At 61.6% G+C, this 15152-nt stretch carries 17 protein-coding genes; 11 read left to right on the top strand and 6 right to left on the bottom strand.

The features are described 5' to 3' along the window. Positions 1-53 precede the first annotated feature (53 nt). On the bottom strand, positions 54-614 hold the full coding sequence (locus A9G05_RS23360; protein ID WP_069563229.1) for an AAA family ATPase: 561 nt from the start codon (positions 612-614) through the stop codon (positions 54-56). A 205-nt stretch (positions 615-819) separates the two neighbouring features. Next, positions 820-1488: a TetR/AcrR family transcriptional regulator gene (locus tag A9G05_RS23355; RefSeq protein ID WP_069563228.1), complete on the bottom strand. Its 669-nt coding sequence runs from the start codon at positions 1486-1488 to the stop codon at positions 820-822. A gap of 155 nt (positions 1489-1643) precedes the next feature. On the opposite strand from A9G05_RS23355, the gene A9G05_RS23350 reads away from it, so the two are divergent. Then, positions 1644-2528 carry a DAPG hydrolase family protein gene (locus tag A9G05_RS23350; protein ID WP_069563227.1) on the top strand — a complete coding sequence of 295 codons (885 nt, stop codon included), beginning with the start codon at positions 1644-1646 and terminating at the stop codon, positions 2526-2528. A gap of 38 nt (positions 2529-2566) precedes the next feature. Here the strand turns inward: A9G05_RS23350 and A9G05_RS23345 are convergent, their stop codons facing one another. Beyond that, complete coding sequence (locus A9G05_RS23345) at positions 2567-3169, bottom strand: TetR/AcrR family transcriptional regulator (RefSeq protein WP_069563226.1); 603 nt, start codon at positions 3167-3169, stop codon at positions 2567-2569. A 514-nt stretch (positions 3170-3683) separates the two neighbouring features. On the opposite strand from A9G05_RS23345, the gene A9G05_RS23340 reads away from it, so the two are divergent. The 6 genes from A9G05_RS23340 (at position 3684) to A9G05_RS23315 (ending at position 9931) form a co-directional block, all read left to right on the top strand. Then, a complete protein-coding gene (locus tag A9G05_RS23340) occupies positions 3684-4772 on the top strand; it encodes a hydroxymethylglutaryl-CoA synthase (protein ID WP_069563225.1) in 1089 nt (362 codons plus the stop codon). A gap of 26 nt (positions 4773-4798) precedes the next feature. Further along, entirely contained in the window at positions 4799-5995 is a 1197-nt protein-coding gene (locus tag A9G05_RS23335; protein ID WP_069563224.1) for a thiolase family protein, read from the top strand. A 12-nt stretch (positions 5996-6007) separates the two neighbouring features. Next, complete coding sequence (locus tag A9G05_RS23330) at positions 6008-6448, top strand: Zn-ribbon domain-containing OB-fold protein (protein ID WP_069563223.1); 441 nt, start codon at positions 6008-6010, stop codon at positions 6446-6448. 205 nt (positions 6449-6653) lie between these two features. After that, the gene (locus tag A9G05_RS23325) at positions 6654-7703 is read left to right on the top strand and encodes a type III polyketide synthase (protein ID WP_069563222.1); all 1050 of its coding nucleotides are present in this window, start codon (positions 6654-6656) and stop codon (positions 7701-7703) included. 72 nt (positions 7704-7775) lie between these two features. Next, positions 7776-9038 (top strand): MFS transporter, encoded by a 1263-nt coding sequence (locus A9G05_RS23320; protein ID WP_069563221.1) that lies wholly within the window; start codon positions 7776-7778, stop codon positions 9036-9038. 5 nt (positions 9039-9043) lie between these two features. Continuing rightward, a complete protein-coding gene (locus A9G05_RS23315) occupies positions 9044-9931 on the top strand; it encodes a hypothetical protein (protein WP_069563220.1) in 888 nt (295 codons plus the stop codon). A 215-nt stretch (positions 9932-10146) separates the two neighbouring features. Here the strand turns inward: A9G05_RS23315 and A9G05_RS23310 are convergent, their stop codons facing one another. From A9G05_RS23310 to A9G05_RS23305, 3 genes are all read right to left on the bottom strand, one after another. Then, positions 10147-10509 (bottom strand): hypothetical protein, encoded by a 363-nt coding sequence (locus A9G05_RS23310; RefSeq protein WP_069563219.1) that lies wholly within the window; start codon positions 10507-10509, stop codon positions 10147-10149. An 85-nt stretch (positions 10510-10594) separates the two neighbouring features. Beyond that, entirely contained in the window at positions 10595-10765 is a 171-nt protein-coding gene (locus A9G05_RS27750; RefSeq protein WP_165667808.1) for a hypothetical protein, read from the bottom strand. A 163-nt stretch (positions 10766-10928) separates the two neighbouring features. Beyond that, the gene (locus tag A9G05_RS23305) at positions 10929-11426 is read right to left on the bottom strand and encodes a BRO family protein (RefSeq protein ID WP_069563218.1); all 498 of its coding nucleotides are present in this window, start codon (positions 11424-11426) and stop codon (positions 10929-10931) included. Positions 11427-11729: 303 nt separating this feature from the next. On the opposite strand from A9G05_RS23305, the gene A9G05_RS26850 reads away from it, so the two are divergent. The 4 genes from A9G05_RS26850 to A9G05_RS23290 all read left to right on the top strand — a co-directional run bounded on the left by A9G05_RS26850 (position 11730) and on the right by A9G05_RS23290 (position 14374). Beyond that, complete coding sequence (locus A9G05_RS26850; RefSeq protein ID WP_218187208.1) at positions 11730-12011, top strand: hypothetical protein; 282 nt, start codon at positions 11730-11732, stop codon at positions 12009-12011. A gap of 30 nt (positions 12012-12041) precedes the next feature. After that, positions 12042-12506, top strand: coding sequence for a hypothetical protein (locus A9G05_RS28230; protein WP_256548481.1), 465 nt, complete (start codon positions 12042-12044; stop codon positions 12504-12506). A 6-nt stretch (positions 12507-12512) separates the two neighbouring features. Continuing rightward, positions 12513-13028, top strand: a complete 516-nt coding sequence (locus tag A9G05_RS23295; protein WP_139131236.1) for a hypothetical protein — start codon at positions 12513-12515, stop codon at positions 13026-13028. 617 nt (positions 13029-13645) lie between these two features. Beyond that, on the top strand, positions 13646-14374 hold the full coding sequence (locus tag A9G05_RS23290) for a BPL-N domain-containing protein (RefSeq protein WP_069563215.1): 729 nt from the start codon (positions 13646-13648) through the stop codon (positions 14372-14374). The last annotated feature ends 778 nt before the right edge of the window (positions 14375-15152 follow it).

Genomic DNA, 15152 nt, shown 5'->3' with positions numbered 1-15152 from the left:
GGTCTGACAGCAGGTGGATACGCATGGTCGCACTGGCGCCTGGGGGAGGGGGGTCAGCCGTTCAGCGGCGCGCCGGTGCGCAGGCCTGAGGCTACCCGGGATGCCTGGATGTCCGCCAGGAAACGCTCGGTATCCCGGTTGGAGCGCAGGCGCACGACGCGGCAGGTGGAGGGCGCGGAGGCGGCGAGCTGCTCCATCTTGGCCCGGGCCGACTGCCGGGTGCGCCACATGAAGCCGAAGAACTCGGGAAGGCTGCCCAGTCGCTCCGGGCAGTGCTCCGGCAGGTCGGGGCGGGTGAGGCCCCGCTGGGACAAGGTCCGTAGCAGTACGCGCCAGAAACGGAGCGGCGCCGAACGATCGATCCAGACCAGCAGGTCGGACCGGGCGAGCCGGTTGCCCCAGGTTGCGGAGTGGCCGCCTTCGAAGATCCAGCGCTCACGGGCCTCGACTTCGTGGCACAGGCGGGTCTTCTCGTCCCGGCTGCGTTCCACCCAGCCCGGCTGCCAATGGATGGTGTCGATGTGGACGACCGGCAAGCCGGTCAGTTCGCCCAGCCTGCGGGCCAGGGTGCTTTTGCCGGCCCCGGGGTGGCCGATGATCATCACGCGCTGCATCAAGACTCCTTCTCGCTGTACATCCTCGACAGGGCGGCAAGGGTAGGGCAATCCGTGCCCGATTTTCAAAGCGTGTCGTGCGAGGGTGCAAGAGCGCCCAGAGCTCGGCTCATCCTCATTGACCTCGGCAGACTGTGGCGGCTCGGCCGGGGAGCGCTGCGCAGGAGGGCATGGGGTGGTTCCAGCCCTCTTGCGCCACACCTTGTCACGCGGTGTGGCGTTGCTGGCCGAGGGCGGCAAGCCCACCCAGGGCAAATGCGAGCATGTGTTCCAACAGCGGTTGTGGCTCGGTATCGAGGCCAGGAAGCACCGTGGTGCTGAGTGTGTCGTGGGCGATCAGCAGGAACAGGCAGGGCGAGAAGATGTTCAGCGCGCTGCGCAGCACCGCCGGATCGTCCTCCGGCAGGTTCAGCAGTTCACCGATGATGCGGCGGGCAGCGCGCGCCTTGGGGAAGGACTCCTTTCTCAGTACAGCCGGCAGCAGCGGGGAAGGGGAGAGCAGCTCCCGCGCCAGCACCTTGGCAGGCCAGGCCAGGTCGGTGCTGCCGAGGCTGCCCAGCAGTTCGGCAATGAGCCGGCGCAACTTGTCTTCCCCTGACAACTCGCTGGTGGTCAGCGCCTCCAGCGTCTCCAGGCTCATGATCCGCTGGTGGGCTTCCAGCAGCACGGCGGTGTAGAGGCCGTCCTTGCCTTCGAAGTGGTAGTTCACTGCGGCGACGTTGGCCTGGGAGCGGGCGCAGATCTCCTTGCTGGTGGCATTGGCGTAGCCGCGTTCAGCGAAAACCTGCCCGGCGATTTCGAGTATCTGCTGACGTGTGGCCTGACCGTCCTGGCGAGATGCGCGTCCTGCGGGCTGCTGCTGTGTAGCTGTCATGTAACTGACTCTATCTGGGTTAATTTAAATTCAAATTTGACTTTGTTTTAGGCCTGTCCTAGCGTCTCAGGGGCCGACACCTTCCCGCAGGGAGGTGAGATATGTGATCCGTCCGCACCTGATCCCCATCGCAACCAACGATGCAGGTTACTTCAATGCAAACACGCGTGATGGTGCCATTCAGTTATTTTTCCCTGCCGATGCAGAAGCAGTTCCTGCGCAACCGCGAAGCGATTCGCGGCAAGCCTTACGCGCGCTTCTTCAGCGGCGAGATGTGGGTCCCGCTGTCTGCAGTGCAATTGCTGCAGCGTGGGCCGTTGCCCCTTGAGCAGACGCTGACGCCGTCGGTGGACGACATCAACCGCTTGCTCGATCCCGACTACCGCAGCGCGGAAGCCGGGTATGCACTGTTGAACGGGCCGATGGCCTATGTCCAGAGTCAGAAGTTCTTTCCGGGTTGCAGTGCACGCATGTTCGAGTGGTGGTTCCTCTGGCACCCACTGGAAGCCGAGCGCTACATGCTCTGGTTCCCCTATGCCCATGTGAAGAATCCCTGCCTGAACGCCCAGAAACTCTGCGACACGGACCGCTGCTTCAGGCACCGGCTGTATGGCAACAGCTTTTGCGCAACGGAATACGTCGGCTCGCGCTTACTGGACCTGAGGATTGACTTCCACGAGCCGGCAGAGCTTGGGCTGGACCCTGCGCTGTACCGCGAGGCGAAGATCGATGGCAGCGTCAGTGCGCTGATGAGCTTGGCCCAGGAGCCGGACGTGCCGGTGTCGCTGATGGTCCACCTGTTCAAGGAAACGGAGGAGGGGATGTGGCTGACCAGCCGTTACTGGGTCGGTGCGCACCCGTCAATGGCGCGGTTCCCCGGAGCTGAACGGGCAGAGAGCCTGCTGGCGGGGCTGGGGCTGGATGCTGCCGGGCTGGAGGAGCTGGCATTCGAGTTCGCGGTGCACGATCTGTGCGAGTTCAACCACCTGGCGAGTTTTCTGCCAGAGCTCTACCGCGAGTTTTCAGGCCACCCGGCCTGATCGGGGCGACCCGCGCTCCTTGCGGGTCTTTTTGCTGGTCAAGCGGCGGGGGAGGCACATACTCCGCTGGTCAGCATGTCGATGAAGTCGTCAATGTCCTGCTCGGCCCGCAATTGGTCGGTAAGCAATCGGTACCAACAGAAGCCGAAGATCATGTCAAGCAGCAGATCCTGGTTGATGTCCCTCGGTAGTTCACCTCGATTCACAGCGTTTTCCACCAGGCGTTTGGGAACTTCCCGGCGCCGCTCCATGAACTGATCCTTGAGTTCCTCCAGCGTTTCCGGGTCCAACTGGGCCTCGGCGATGACGCTCCTGAAGGCCAGACCGCAAATGGTCTCTCGCCAGATCTTCCAGAGATTGTGCAGAAGAAACGACAGATCTTCGCGAAATGATCCAAGTTCCGGGAAAATCCTGATCTGCTCGCTCTCCTTCTCATACACCTCTGCAATCAGTGCCGCCTTGTTCCGCCACCAGCGGTAGATCGTCGGCTTGCTGGCACTTGCCCGTCGGGCGACGGATTCGATGCTCAACCCGGCATAACCGCTTTCCATCAGGATTTCGGTCGTCGATTTAAGGATGGCTTTGTGCGCATGCGGGCTACGCAGCGAGCCGATGGAGCTTCGGGATCGTGTTCGAGTCAAGGCAAAGGTCCTCATGGAAAAAGTATTGACAAACGAATTCTAAGGTATAGGCTGACTTCGCGAAACGATACGGACCGTTTCGTGAAGTAGATTTGTAACAAAACTCCCTCTTGAGAAGGGGGGATCGGGTCGACGGTCACATATCACGGCAGATAAAACCACGGCTTCCGGTACCTCTCTCGCTTGGGCAAATGAAAGTTATAAATGTTTCATAAAATAGATACGGAACGTTTCGTATTTTAAAGGAGGTAGATGACGAGAAGGCGATGTTTGCCAAATGCCCTGCACAGCGTCGTTGGCGCTGGCAACGCAAGCACGCCTCATGCGTGAGAGAGCTATCGGTGCCCGTGCGACAACCTGCGGACGTCGCGGACACCCTGTAGCGAGCCGGACGACTCGTGCGTCCCCGCTCGACACAAAAAGCAGGAGTGCCTTTTTTCGATGTGATTTGTGTGCTGCCCATTCCGGATGGCAAGGGATGGCTTGTCTCAATGAAAATGTGCTCAAGAGGAATATGACCGTGCATAAGACAGGAATTGTCAGTTACGGCTACGGGCTGCCAGTCTGCCGCCTGAAAGTCGAAGACGTGCTCAGCGTCTGGCGTAACGCCGACCTGAGACTGGTCAGGGATCAGTTAGGGATAACTGAACGCGCCGTGCTCCAGCCGGACGAGGATGTCATCACCCTGGGTGCCCTCGCGGCCCAGCAGGCGGTGGAGCAGGGCGGTATCGCCGAGCTCGACGCCCTGTACCTGGGAACCTGCACCAACCCCTATGAATCCCGTGCCTCGGCAGCGGTGATCCTGGAGATGCTCGGCAGCGGCTATGACGCCTTCTGCGCCGACGTCCAGTTCGCCGGCAAGTCAGGCACTTCGGCCCTGCAAATCGGCCACGCCCTGGTCGCCTCTGGCATGGCTCGCAACGCCCTGGCCATCGGTGCCGACACCATCAACCGCAACACCGCTCCGGGCGACCTCACCGAAGCCTACGCCGGCGCCGGCGCCGCCGCGCTGCTGCTGGGCCGCGACAACCTGATCGCCGAGTTCGACGGCAGCTTCTCCTGCGCCGCCGACGTCGCTGACAACATCCGCCCGCAGGGCGAGCGCTACATCCGCTCCGGCATGGGCCTGGGCTCCGACAAGAACAGCATAGGCCTGGAAGAGCAGACCGCACGCGCTGTAAAGGGTCTGTTCAAGAAGCTCGGCACCTCCAGCCATGACTACGACTACGCGGTGTTCCAGCAGAACCTCGTCTCCACCCCCCACTCGCTGGGCCGCCACCTCGGCTTCGAGCCGCGCCAGATCGAGCCCGGCATCTACGCCGGCAGCGTCGGCGACACCGGCTCGGCCAGTCCGCTGCTGGGGCTGATCAACGTGCTCGACCAGGCACGACCGGGGCAGAAGATCCTCCTCTCGTCGTACGGATTCGGCGCCGGCAGCGATGCCATCGCGCTGACGGTCACCGACGCCATCCTCGCCTACCAGCAGCGCACCAAGCCGCTGCGCAAGGTGCTGGAGAACAAGGTGTACGTGGATTACGGCACGTCGATCAAATACGAATTCAAGTATTTGCGCGCCGACTACGCCCTGACCGCCTACCTCTGACCGCCCGTACTGCAAGGAGCACAACCATGACTGCACGTCGCGTTGCAATCGTGTCGGCCGCCCATACGCCGAAACCCGGCAACTCCCGCGTCCGGCAGACCTTCAAGGAAATGATCGTCGAGTCCGCCTACGAGGCCATCCACGCCGCCAAGATGCACCCGCGTGAAATCCAGGGCGTCGCGTATGGCTACCACGGTGAGGGCATCTCCGAATACGGTGGCCTCGGCCCGACCCTGTCCGACGCACTCGGCATCAGCCCCGCGCCCACCTTCATGAGCACCGCCAACTGCACCAGCAGCTCGGTGTCGTTCCAGATGGCCCACCAGATGGTGGCCTCTGGCGAATACGACATCGTCCTGTGCGGCGGTTTCGAGAAGATGACCGACCACTTCAACTACGCCGAGTACATCGGCTCCAGCACCGAGTGCGAGTACGACTACTTCCTCGGCATCTCCCACACCGACGCTTTCGCCCTGGCCACCGCCGAGTACTTCCACAAGTACGGCTACGCTGGCCGCGAGGCCGACGTGCTCGCCAGCTTCGGCCGGCAGATGCGCATCTACGCCCACAACACCCCCGGCTCCACCCGCTACGGCCACCCCATCCCCAGCCTCGAAGAGCTCAAGCGCACCGAAGCCTGCGGCTCCATGCTCGCCTGGGGCGAGGCCAGCGGCTGCGCGATCCTGGTGGCCGAGCACCTGGCCCACAAGTACACCGACAAACCGGTGTTCGTGCGGGGCTGCGCCTACACCGGCGTGTCGCACTACTACGGCACCCGCTACCACAACCCGACACTGAAGTACCCGGGCCTGCCCCAGGACGTCGGCATGGCCGTCTCGGCCAACTCCATCGCCTGCGCCGAGATCGCCTACAAGAAGGCCGGTATCACTGCCAAGGACATCGACGTCGCCCAGGTCTACGACCTGCTCGGTGCCGGGCTCATCCAGATGGAGTCCATGGGCGTGTGCAAACCCGGGCAGGCCGGCGACTTCGTCCGCGAGGGCGGCATCGCCCTGGACGGCCAACTGCCGCTGAACACCGACGGTGGCAACATCGGACGCGGCCACGCCTCTGGCGCCGACGGCATCCTGCACATCACCGAACTGTTCCGCCAGTTGCGCGGCGAGTCCACCAACCAGGTTCCCGGCGCCCGTATCGCCGTTTCGCAGAACCTGGGTGGCTACGCCGCTCACAACTCGGTGATCGTCCTGTCCAACGACTAAGGAGTGTCGACCATGTCCCTGTACCCCGAGCAGATCCACCGGATGACCACCGCCAGCATGCTTCGCGAATGGCGCGAGCATGGCGGCAAATACCGGCTCGAAGGCAGCCGCTGCGACGAATGCAACGAGATCTTCTTCCCCCGGCGCACCGTCTGTGGCGCTTGCAACTCGCTGAAGGTCAGTGCCTACCGTTGCGAGCGCACCGGCCATATCGAAGTCATGGCCAACGCCGAGAACCCGATCCTGGCGGCCATGGGCTACGGCGAAGTGGTGCCGCGGCACATCGCCATGGTGCGTCTGGACGACGGCCTGGTGATCGCCTCCGAGATCGTCGACGTCGTCGATCCGGCCCAGCTCAAGGTCGGCGCTCGCGTGAAGATGGTGGTCCGCAAGCAGGTGCGTGAAAGCAACCTGGCCTGGCAGTACGCCTATAAGTTCGTACTCGACCACTGAGGCTCTTGCCCGCGGGGCCCGAATGGGCTCCGTGGCAGCCATAACAAGAACCTTTTTCCGGCGTGAGGTTTACGCCCTTTTCTCCTGCCGCTGCCCCCCCCGGGAAGTGCTGGCCCACGCCAGCGCTGACGGGCTTGGCTGTGCCTGAAGAACGGGTTCTTACCCACTGAATGAACAAATTTTGAACAATCAACGAGGATTCAACATGTCGACTCTTTGCCAACCCCACGTACTGTTCCCGCAACACAAGATCACCCAGCAGCAGATGATCGAGCACCTGGAGAACCTCCACGGTGACCACCCGCGCATGGCCCTGGCCAAGCGCATGATCCTCAACACCGAGGTCAACGAGCGCCACCTGGTGCTGCCCATCGACGAGCTGGCCATCCACACCGGCTTCACCCACCGCAGCATCGTCTATGAGCGTGCCGCCCGCGAGATGTCCTCCGCCGCCGCCCGCCAGGCGCTGGACAATGCCGGCCTCAAGCCCGAGGACGTGCGCATGGTCATCGTCACCTCCTGCACCGGCTTCATGATGCCGTCGCTCACCGCCCACCTGATCAACGACCTCGGCCTGCCGAACTCCACAATCCAGCTGCCCATCGCCCAGCTCGGCTGCGTGGCCGGCGCCGCCGCCATCAACCGCGCCCATGACTTCGCCACCCTGAAGGCCGACAACCACGTACTGATCGTGTCCCTGGAATTCTCCTCGCTGTGCTACCAGCCGGACGACACCAAGCTGCACGCCTTCATCTCGGCGGCGCTGTTCGGTGATGCCGTCTCCGCCTGCGTGCTGCGCGCCGACGACGAGGCCAAGGGCTTCCGCATCAAGGCCACCGACTCGTTCTTCCTGCCCAAGAGCGAGCACTACATCAAGTACGACGTGAAGGACACCGGCTTCCACTTCACCCTCGACAAGGCGGTGATGAACTCCATCAAGGACGTCGCCCCAGTGATCGAACGCCTCAACCAGGCCGGCTACCAGCAGAACTGCGCGCAGAACGACTTCTTCATCTTCCACACCGGCGGCCGCAAGATCCTCGACGAACTGGTCCGCCACCTGGACCTGCCGTCCGAGCGCGTCTCGCTCTCGCGCACCAGCCTCTCCGAGGCCGGCAACATCGCCAGCGTGGTGGTCTTCGACGTGCTGCGCCGGCAGTTCGACAGCTCCCCCAAACCCGGCAGCAAAGGTCTGCTCGCCGCGTTCGGGCCGGGCTTCACCGCCGAAATGGCACTCGGTGAATGGGCAGCCTGAGTACCCTCGGGCACGGTGGCGCGGGGCAACCCGCGCCACCCTTTTCGGCTCCTTAGAAGAGGAGGGCTGGCCATGCGCGAGCAGGCAAGCGATACGGGCTGGGATGCCCGCTACGAAACACGCATGGTGATCCTGCTGTCGCTGAGCTTCGGCCTGGTGGGGCTGGATCGCTTCATCATCCTGCCGCTGTTCCCGCTGATCATGCGCGACCTGCAACTGGACTATCAGGACCTCGGCAACATCTCCGCGGCCCTGGCGCTGACCTGGGGCGTCTCCGCCCTGGGCATGGGCTGCCTGGTGGAGCGGCTCGGCGCCAAGCGCGTGCTGGTCGTCTCCGTGCTCGCCTTCTCGCTGCTCTCGGGGCTCTCCGCCCTGGCCGGCGGGGTGCTCGGGCTCATCCTCCTGCGTGGCCTCATGGGCTTCTCGGAGGGTGCCTTCACCCCCACCAGCATCAGCGTCACCACCCAGGTCTCGCACCCCCGGCGCACCGGCTTCAACATCGGCGTGCAACAGGCGGTGTTCCCCATCCTCGGGCTCGGCCTCGGGCCGTTGATCGCCGCTGGCCTGCTGGCCTGGCTCGGCTCCTGGCGCTGGGTGTTCATCAGCGTGTCCATCCCCGGGTTCATCCTCGCCTGGTGGCTGCACCGCACCTACCGCCCTGTGCCAGCGCCAGTGGAAACCACGGTCGAGCGGCCCTGGCACCTGTGGCTTGCGGCCCTCGGCAGCGGCAACGTGCGGCGCAACATCGGCATCATGTTCTGCATCCTCACCTGCCAGTTCGTACTCTGCGCGTTGCTGCCCAGCTACCTCACCGACCACCTCGGGCTGTCGCTGGAGGCGATGGCGCTGGTGATCTCGGCGATCGGCTTCGGCGGCTTCGTCGGCCAACTGATCATCCCCGGCCTGTCCGACCGCTTCGGGCGCAAGCCAGTGGTGCTGCTCTCGTTCTGCGCCAGCGCCGCGCTGGTTGCCACGCTGATCGTCACCCCCGCCGAGCCCTGGCTGCTGTTCGGGGTGCTGTTCTTCATTACCTTCTTCAACTTCAGCCTCATCTGCCTCACCGTCGGCCCGCTCACGGGCGAGTCGGTGGCGCCGCACCTGCTCACGGCGGCCACCGGCATCGTCATCGGCTTCGGCGAAATCCTCGGTGGCGGCCTCGCGCCGATCCTCGCCGGCTACCTCGCCACCCACCACGGGTTGCCATCGATCCTCTACCTGGCCCTGGCCGGCAGCCTCGCCGGCCTCTGCCTGGCGCTCGGGCTCAAGGAAGGCCGCATACAGGCACCCCGCGAAGCCACTCCGCCGGCCAACGCCGCACTGCTTATAAGGGAGTAATTGAAATGGGCGACTACCTGAAAGTCCTCGACATCGAACACAGCGGCGGGCCGCGCATCGGCCTGCTGGGCGACGACCCCGCGCACACGGTGCGGGTGCACGGCGAAAGCAGCGGCCTCTACCAGACCCTGCAGGACTGCGCGCGCCGCCATCAGGACCACCTGGCGCACCTGCGCCACCTGCCGGGCCCGACGCAAACGCTGCCCGCCCTGCGCCAGGAAACCCGCCTACGCCCGCCCGCCATGCCCGACAACCTGCTGCTCACCCACGTCAGCGGCCTGCCGCTGGGCGCGCGGGACGATGCCGGCTGGTTCTACAAGGGCAACGGCCGCGTCCTGCGCATCGACCGCGACGACCTCGAAGTGCCGTACCACGTCCAGGCCATCGCGGCGGACGCCTGCCTGGTCTCCATCTACCTGGTGGGCTCGCGGGGCCAGTTGCTCCACGTCGGCGTCACCCTCGGCCACGACCTGCACGACCCGCTGCAGGGCCACTCCGCCCGCGCCCACCTGCTCGAATGCGCCGTGGCCTCGGAACTGCTGCTGGGCGAGCTGGACGAACCGCTGCACCTGCGCCAACGCATCGAGCGCAACGGCACCTGCTTCAGCGAAACCCACCTGCGCCTCGACCCACAGGCCTGGCGTGCCTCGCGGGAAGCCGGCGAAGCCCTGCTGGAGCAGCACCCGCAATTCCTCCAGCCGGGCATGGTCCACTACCTCTTCAGCCGCCTCGACAGCGAGATCGTCGCCACCCACCTGCAACACGGCGACTGCCTGGAACTGAGCTGCCCCATGCTCGACATGCGCCTCGAAAACCGCATCGTCGAAGAAGAACTGCGCCACCTGCTGCCGCTCTCGTCACGCCGCCGCGCGGGGCAGGGCAGGGCGGCCTGAGTCAGCACGGTGGGCCGGGCGGAGTTCCGCTTCAGCCCACCAACTTGCCCAGCGAGCGCAACACAGAAAAACGCCGCATTCCCATGCGGCGCTTTTCATTCGAACTCCAGTGGGAGAGACATCAGGATGAACCCGTGCTTTAAGGTGTGCCGTGCACATCGTCGCGAGGAACTGCCGGTAGGTCTCTATACCGCCACGACGAGCCCCAAGAGGTCCTACGCGCTACCGGCAGCATCAAAGAGCTCCAGCTCTAGCCTATCGATGATCTTTATCAACACGTCAGAGTCGTAGGGCCCCCTGTCGACAGGCACGGACTTAAGCCACTGCAAATACGCTCTGAACATCTCCTTTCTTTCAGGCGCGATCAGCCATCTATCAAGATCAATATCTCTTAAGCCGGGAGGCATGGTTTCGTACTCATCCATCCAGGAACAGCACGCCAGAATCAACCAATTGTGCTCAGAGCCTTCATCAACTCTGGATTTTAAGTTGAAGGCAATCGCCTTGATGAGCTCGCAGAGGCTCGCATCATTGATAAATGCATGCCTGCCCTCAAACGTTACGGCGCTTGTAGCCATCTCTCTTCCTTATGGAGAAGTCACCCCAGCTCGGACGGCAGGATACGACGCATTACTGGAATGCGACACGGATCATGCAGCGAGCTCAGGCCTGACGAACCAAGCCGGCGAGCACCTGCTCAAGCCCCTGGCGATAGGTAGTCACTTCGAAGGCAGGAAAGCGCTGCTTGAACTTCGACGAATCGAAAAAGTTGTCGTGCTCGTAGCGCGGCAGCAGCTCCGTAGCGCGCCCGGAAGCAAAGGGCATGGAGCGCATGGCCGAACCCTAAGGTTAAAGCTCGGTTCAAGGTCAAGCCGCACCGAACCGTCATTCACGGCCGGATTGGTGGGGATAGGCATGCTGAATGGCAGTTGGCCGGCCAGCGGGTGCTGCCGGAGCCGAAAACGCCGCACCTCCATGCGGCGCTCCCGTTCTGCCCCTAGAAAAAACGCTTCCAGCTCGGCCCGTCGCTCAGCGCCGGGTCATCGTACGCGGCCATGAAACGCGGCAGGTCCCGCCGCGCAATCCACAGCTCACCCTGCCAACGCAGAGCGCCGACACGCTGGTTCGCCCAGGTCATCAGGATGCGTCGCGGACTGGCATCGACCTCGCGGTGGTAGTCGTACAGCGCGGGGATCACCTCATCGCTGAGCCACTGGCTCAACGCGCAATGCTCCGGATGCCCGAAGCGATACAGCGCCCGGTAAAGCCCGGCCTCGCTGATCAACTCCAACTCCTCGCAACGACCGCTGGCAAAGCGCAGCGTCGCGAAACGGTGCTGGTGGGGATACAGACGCTTGGTCAGCCGATAGGGGCGGGCAGCGGCGATCATCAGGGCGAAATCGATGGCGACGAACCAGGGGCGGTTGTCGATCATCACCGCGCGCAGTTGGTGGCAGTGGCGTTGAAAGGTGATGGGGGTGGATGCGTCATGCATGGCGAAGTTCCAATTAAGGTCCATTTACTTGCCCCATGTATGCACAAGCGGTTCATCGCTTTGCACGGCTCAGGGGGCAAACTCGCCAACGTAAACGGGCTGTCAAACCCGGCCACGGGATTGACCGTGGCCGGGGGAGGATAAGGAGGGCAGGACGCCAGGGCAAGCAGGTGCGGTGGTATGGACCGGCGAGCACGCTCGCAAATGTGGTGAGGTAATCGTCTTCTGGCTGGAAATGGGCACTGGAGATCAATCAGAATCAAACGCCGAATTTACATGCCACTGTTACATGAGAGTTTTTTCATGAGCCACACTGTTCAATATCTATTTGCAGAAGTTAGAAGAGTCAGTGAGTTTCGCCCTGAAGTAACCGCTATTGTTCTCTTCGGCGCAGAAGTCCAAGGCGAAAACCCGATGTATCTAGAAATTCGTTTTTTTGATTATGAAACACTCGACATCGAAGGCGACCACCTGACGGAAAGCCTGGAAGAAGCTATGAAATATGCGGAAATTGAGTTCGGAATCTTGCATGATGACTGGCGCCCAATGAACGAAGAGGAAATCGAGCGAATTCCCATCAATTAAATTCATATTAATCACTGCAAGGTGTAACTTGTGAATCATCTGTCCTTAGTCAAGCACAAGTCAAAATATAGCGCCGACTACTATCTGACTTTTGCGATTGATGGTGAGCCGCTGGAAGTCTGGATACCCAAGCATGACCCACAATCGGAGCATGACCTTATGGTTGCGCTCCCTGAACTGCATGACGACAAAGAGACCCAGTTGGTGTGGGATCGAATCTATTCAACCGCCCCAGGGTGGAGAACTCTTGTTCCATTGCTCATATGTCCTGATGATGTGGATTTGACATGTACTGTTATTGTGGTGGAGCAATTTTCAAATGAACACCAAGTCCAATGGTGCCGATTTGGCTTGCTGATGGATACCATTGAAGTTGATAGCCCCTCCGTAGAATGGTATGGAACAATATCTGGCGTGATTTTTGATCGACAGAATTTCCATGCAGTGCTGGATGAATTTCGAGAAAAAGAAAATATAGTCATGTGCTGGGATTGAATTCTTATGCGCACCACATTAAGCAATGAATCGCCTTTGGCTATTGACCTAATTTCCGAACAAATTCTGGGTCATTGGGATGTCTCCTCTTCTATCTCGCAATGTGAGTACCAGTTCGGTCAACGACTCATTTATGTCCAGCATCCGAAAGACGACTCATACATGCCATACGTTGAGCAGGCGCAAGAGACTATAAAAGCGGTGTGGAATGACATCGAGCATGCAGTTCGCTTTGCCGAGGAGTTTTCACGTCGCCTGCTCCCTGAGTTTTGGAGGGCGCATGACAAGAGTGGGAAGTCAGGCATGCGGTTCGACGTCTATTCAATTCACTATGATCTCAACGCACCACACCCCACCTACGTGATTGGCAAGAATAATGATTTCGGCTTCGAGCATATGATCTATGACGAAGATGACCTCTGTCAGGATTCACCGAAATTAACTGAACTGCCTGAGCCGCCAGAAAATTTCTGGCTAAGCGTGAGCTGGATTGGGGCCCGTAAATTTGAAAGCATCACCTGATCAGGCGCACAACCTTGATTCTTCAAGGTGCTGCAAACTGCGCCTCGGGTCTGTTCCAGGCGCATGTCGCATAGCTGAGAGTGACAGTTATCGGTTAGAGCAGGACGCCTGCATTAGCAGCAAGACGGCTTGGTGGGCTGTCCGTTGTAGCTGACAAATCGACATCAGAAAATAAGCCTCTCCGCAACCAGCCGGGCATACAGCGACCTGCCTGGCTCAAGGCATGCCTCAGGTGAAAACTGCGGGCAGGCCTGAAATGACGAAGTAAATGCACGGCTAAGGCAGAGCAAGGCTCCCAGCCACTGTGTAAACCTGGGAGGCAGGGCGGAAGGATATCTGATTTGGGATTACGAGCACGCAGGAAATCTGCCTGAGGCCGGGTCGAAGCGGCGCTGCCGTTCCAGCGGGAGTACAGGGTGTGGCTGGCATTGGGGCGCATTGCCAGTGGGGTCGACGCGCACCTTTGAGACGGGTGAACGGGTAGGGGGAGGAGGGGAGCGACCCTTCTCGTCGACGCTCAAGGCTTGCGTAAATTGACGCTGTCATAACCGATTAACCGCCATACGGGCTTGTTACATGTAGTGCCCGTGCCACTCCAACACAAAGGAACTGTGCTGATGAAAAAGACTGTACTGGCCGCCCTGGCCCTGGTGTTTCCGCTGCTGGCCAAGGCCGAACTGGCGGTGATCTTCGACGGTGCCGGCACCTGCGACGGCTGCGCGAAGACCGTCGCCGAGCTGTTGCAGAAAGAGCGCTACAACGTCCGCCTGGTGGATGAAGACCAACTCAGCGCCGATGCGCTCGAGGACGCCGATCTCTACGTACAGCCGGGTGGCTCGGACGACATCATGGACACCTTGTCGGAGCTGTCCGCCAGCCAGGTGCAGGCCATCCGTGACTTCGTCGCCCAGGGTGGCCAGTACCTGGGCATCTGTGCCGGCGGTTACCTGGCTGGGCGCTATGCCGACGAGAAGGAAGGCATACCGGCCTTTGGTCTGATCGAGCTGGCCGAGGTCGATCAGGAAATCCCGAAGGACAACACGGCGCAGTTCATCTCCATCCAACTGCCCGCAGGCAACGAGCAGCGCGACGTCTACTATCAGGCCGGCCCGCATTTCGGCAGCCGGCTCCCGGCTGGTGCCGAGGCGACGGCGTACTACACGAAATCCCGGCGCATCGCCGCGCGAATCTCGTCCTACGGCAAAGGTACGGTCGGTCTCATCGGCCCGCATTACGAAGCGGACAGCGCCTGGTACGCCGCCGATGGGTTGCCATCCGATGCAGACGAACATCAGGACTTGCTGGTGGCCATGCTGGCGCAGATGAAGGAACGCGCCGAGCAGTGATCGCCGCGTGGTAACGGCGTAGAAACCGAAAGACTGATCGAAGAGCGAGCCAAGGACGATTTCCAGCGTATCCACAGCGTGGAAAGCACTGGGGAATCACTCAGCCAGAAAACACGCAATTAACCCATAATGTCCCTGGCGTTACGTTACCCACGGCGGCCCGCACGGGCCGAATCCGAAGCCCGGAAAATCGCGCAGCTCCGGGCGAGGATTTACACGTAATGCCCGTTATGGGCTGACCCTATACCCCCGCTCCCATGCCTTCCAGGAACGCTCCTGGAGCTTTTTCGGCCCCATTCCATGCACCCATCTATCCCACGTCACGTGCCGCGCCCCCGGCTCGTCGGATCAACGTTTCATCGATCCGGCGAACGGAGGCACGGGCGAAGCGAACACTTGACGGATACGCAGACAGACAGCCTCAGCTTGGGAGTAGGGGGAGAGCTTTTTTCCCCCTGCTCCCGAGCCCTCGGCGGCAAGAGCGGGATGACAAGGGCAGCGCCCTTGGTGTTTACGTGGCCTTGGTTTGCTGAGCTGCAACCAGGTTACTCGGAGGGTTTAGCCTTCTTGCAGATTCCGTACAGCCTCGGCGGTTGCTCCCACCGCCTTTGCATTCCGTAGATCAGTGCACTCGCCATGTTGCACTCGTGCTCTGTCCTGTATCTCGCCAGCTCATTCGCGTTTGGATCGTTCCACGCAATCCCTAGCAGCAGTACCCAAACTTCCATGCGGACTCCTTTGCTCCCTGGCCGCGTAGCGGTCAGGGTCCACCATCTCT

The sequence above is a fragment of the Pseudomonas sp. ENNP23 genome, from assembly GCF_001728945.1.
GTDB lineage: Bacteria > Pseudomonadota > Gammaproteobacteria > Pseudomonadales > Pseudomonadaceae > Metapseudomonas > Metapseudomonas otitidis.
This window is presented reverse-complemented; position numbering and strand designations above follow the sequence as displayed.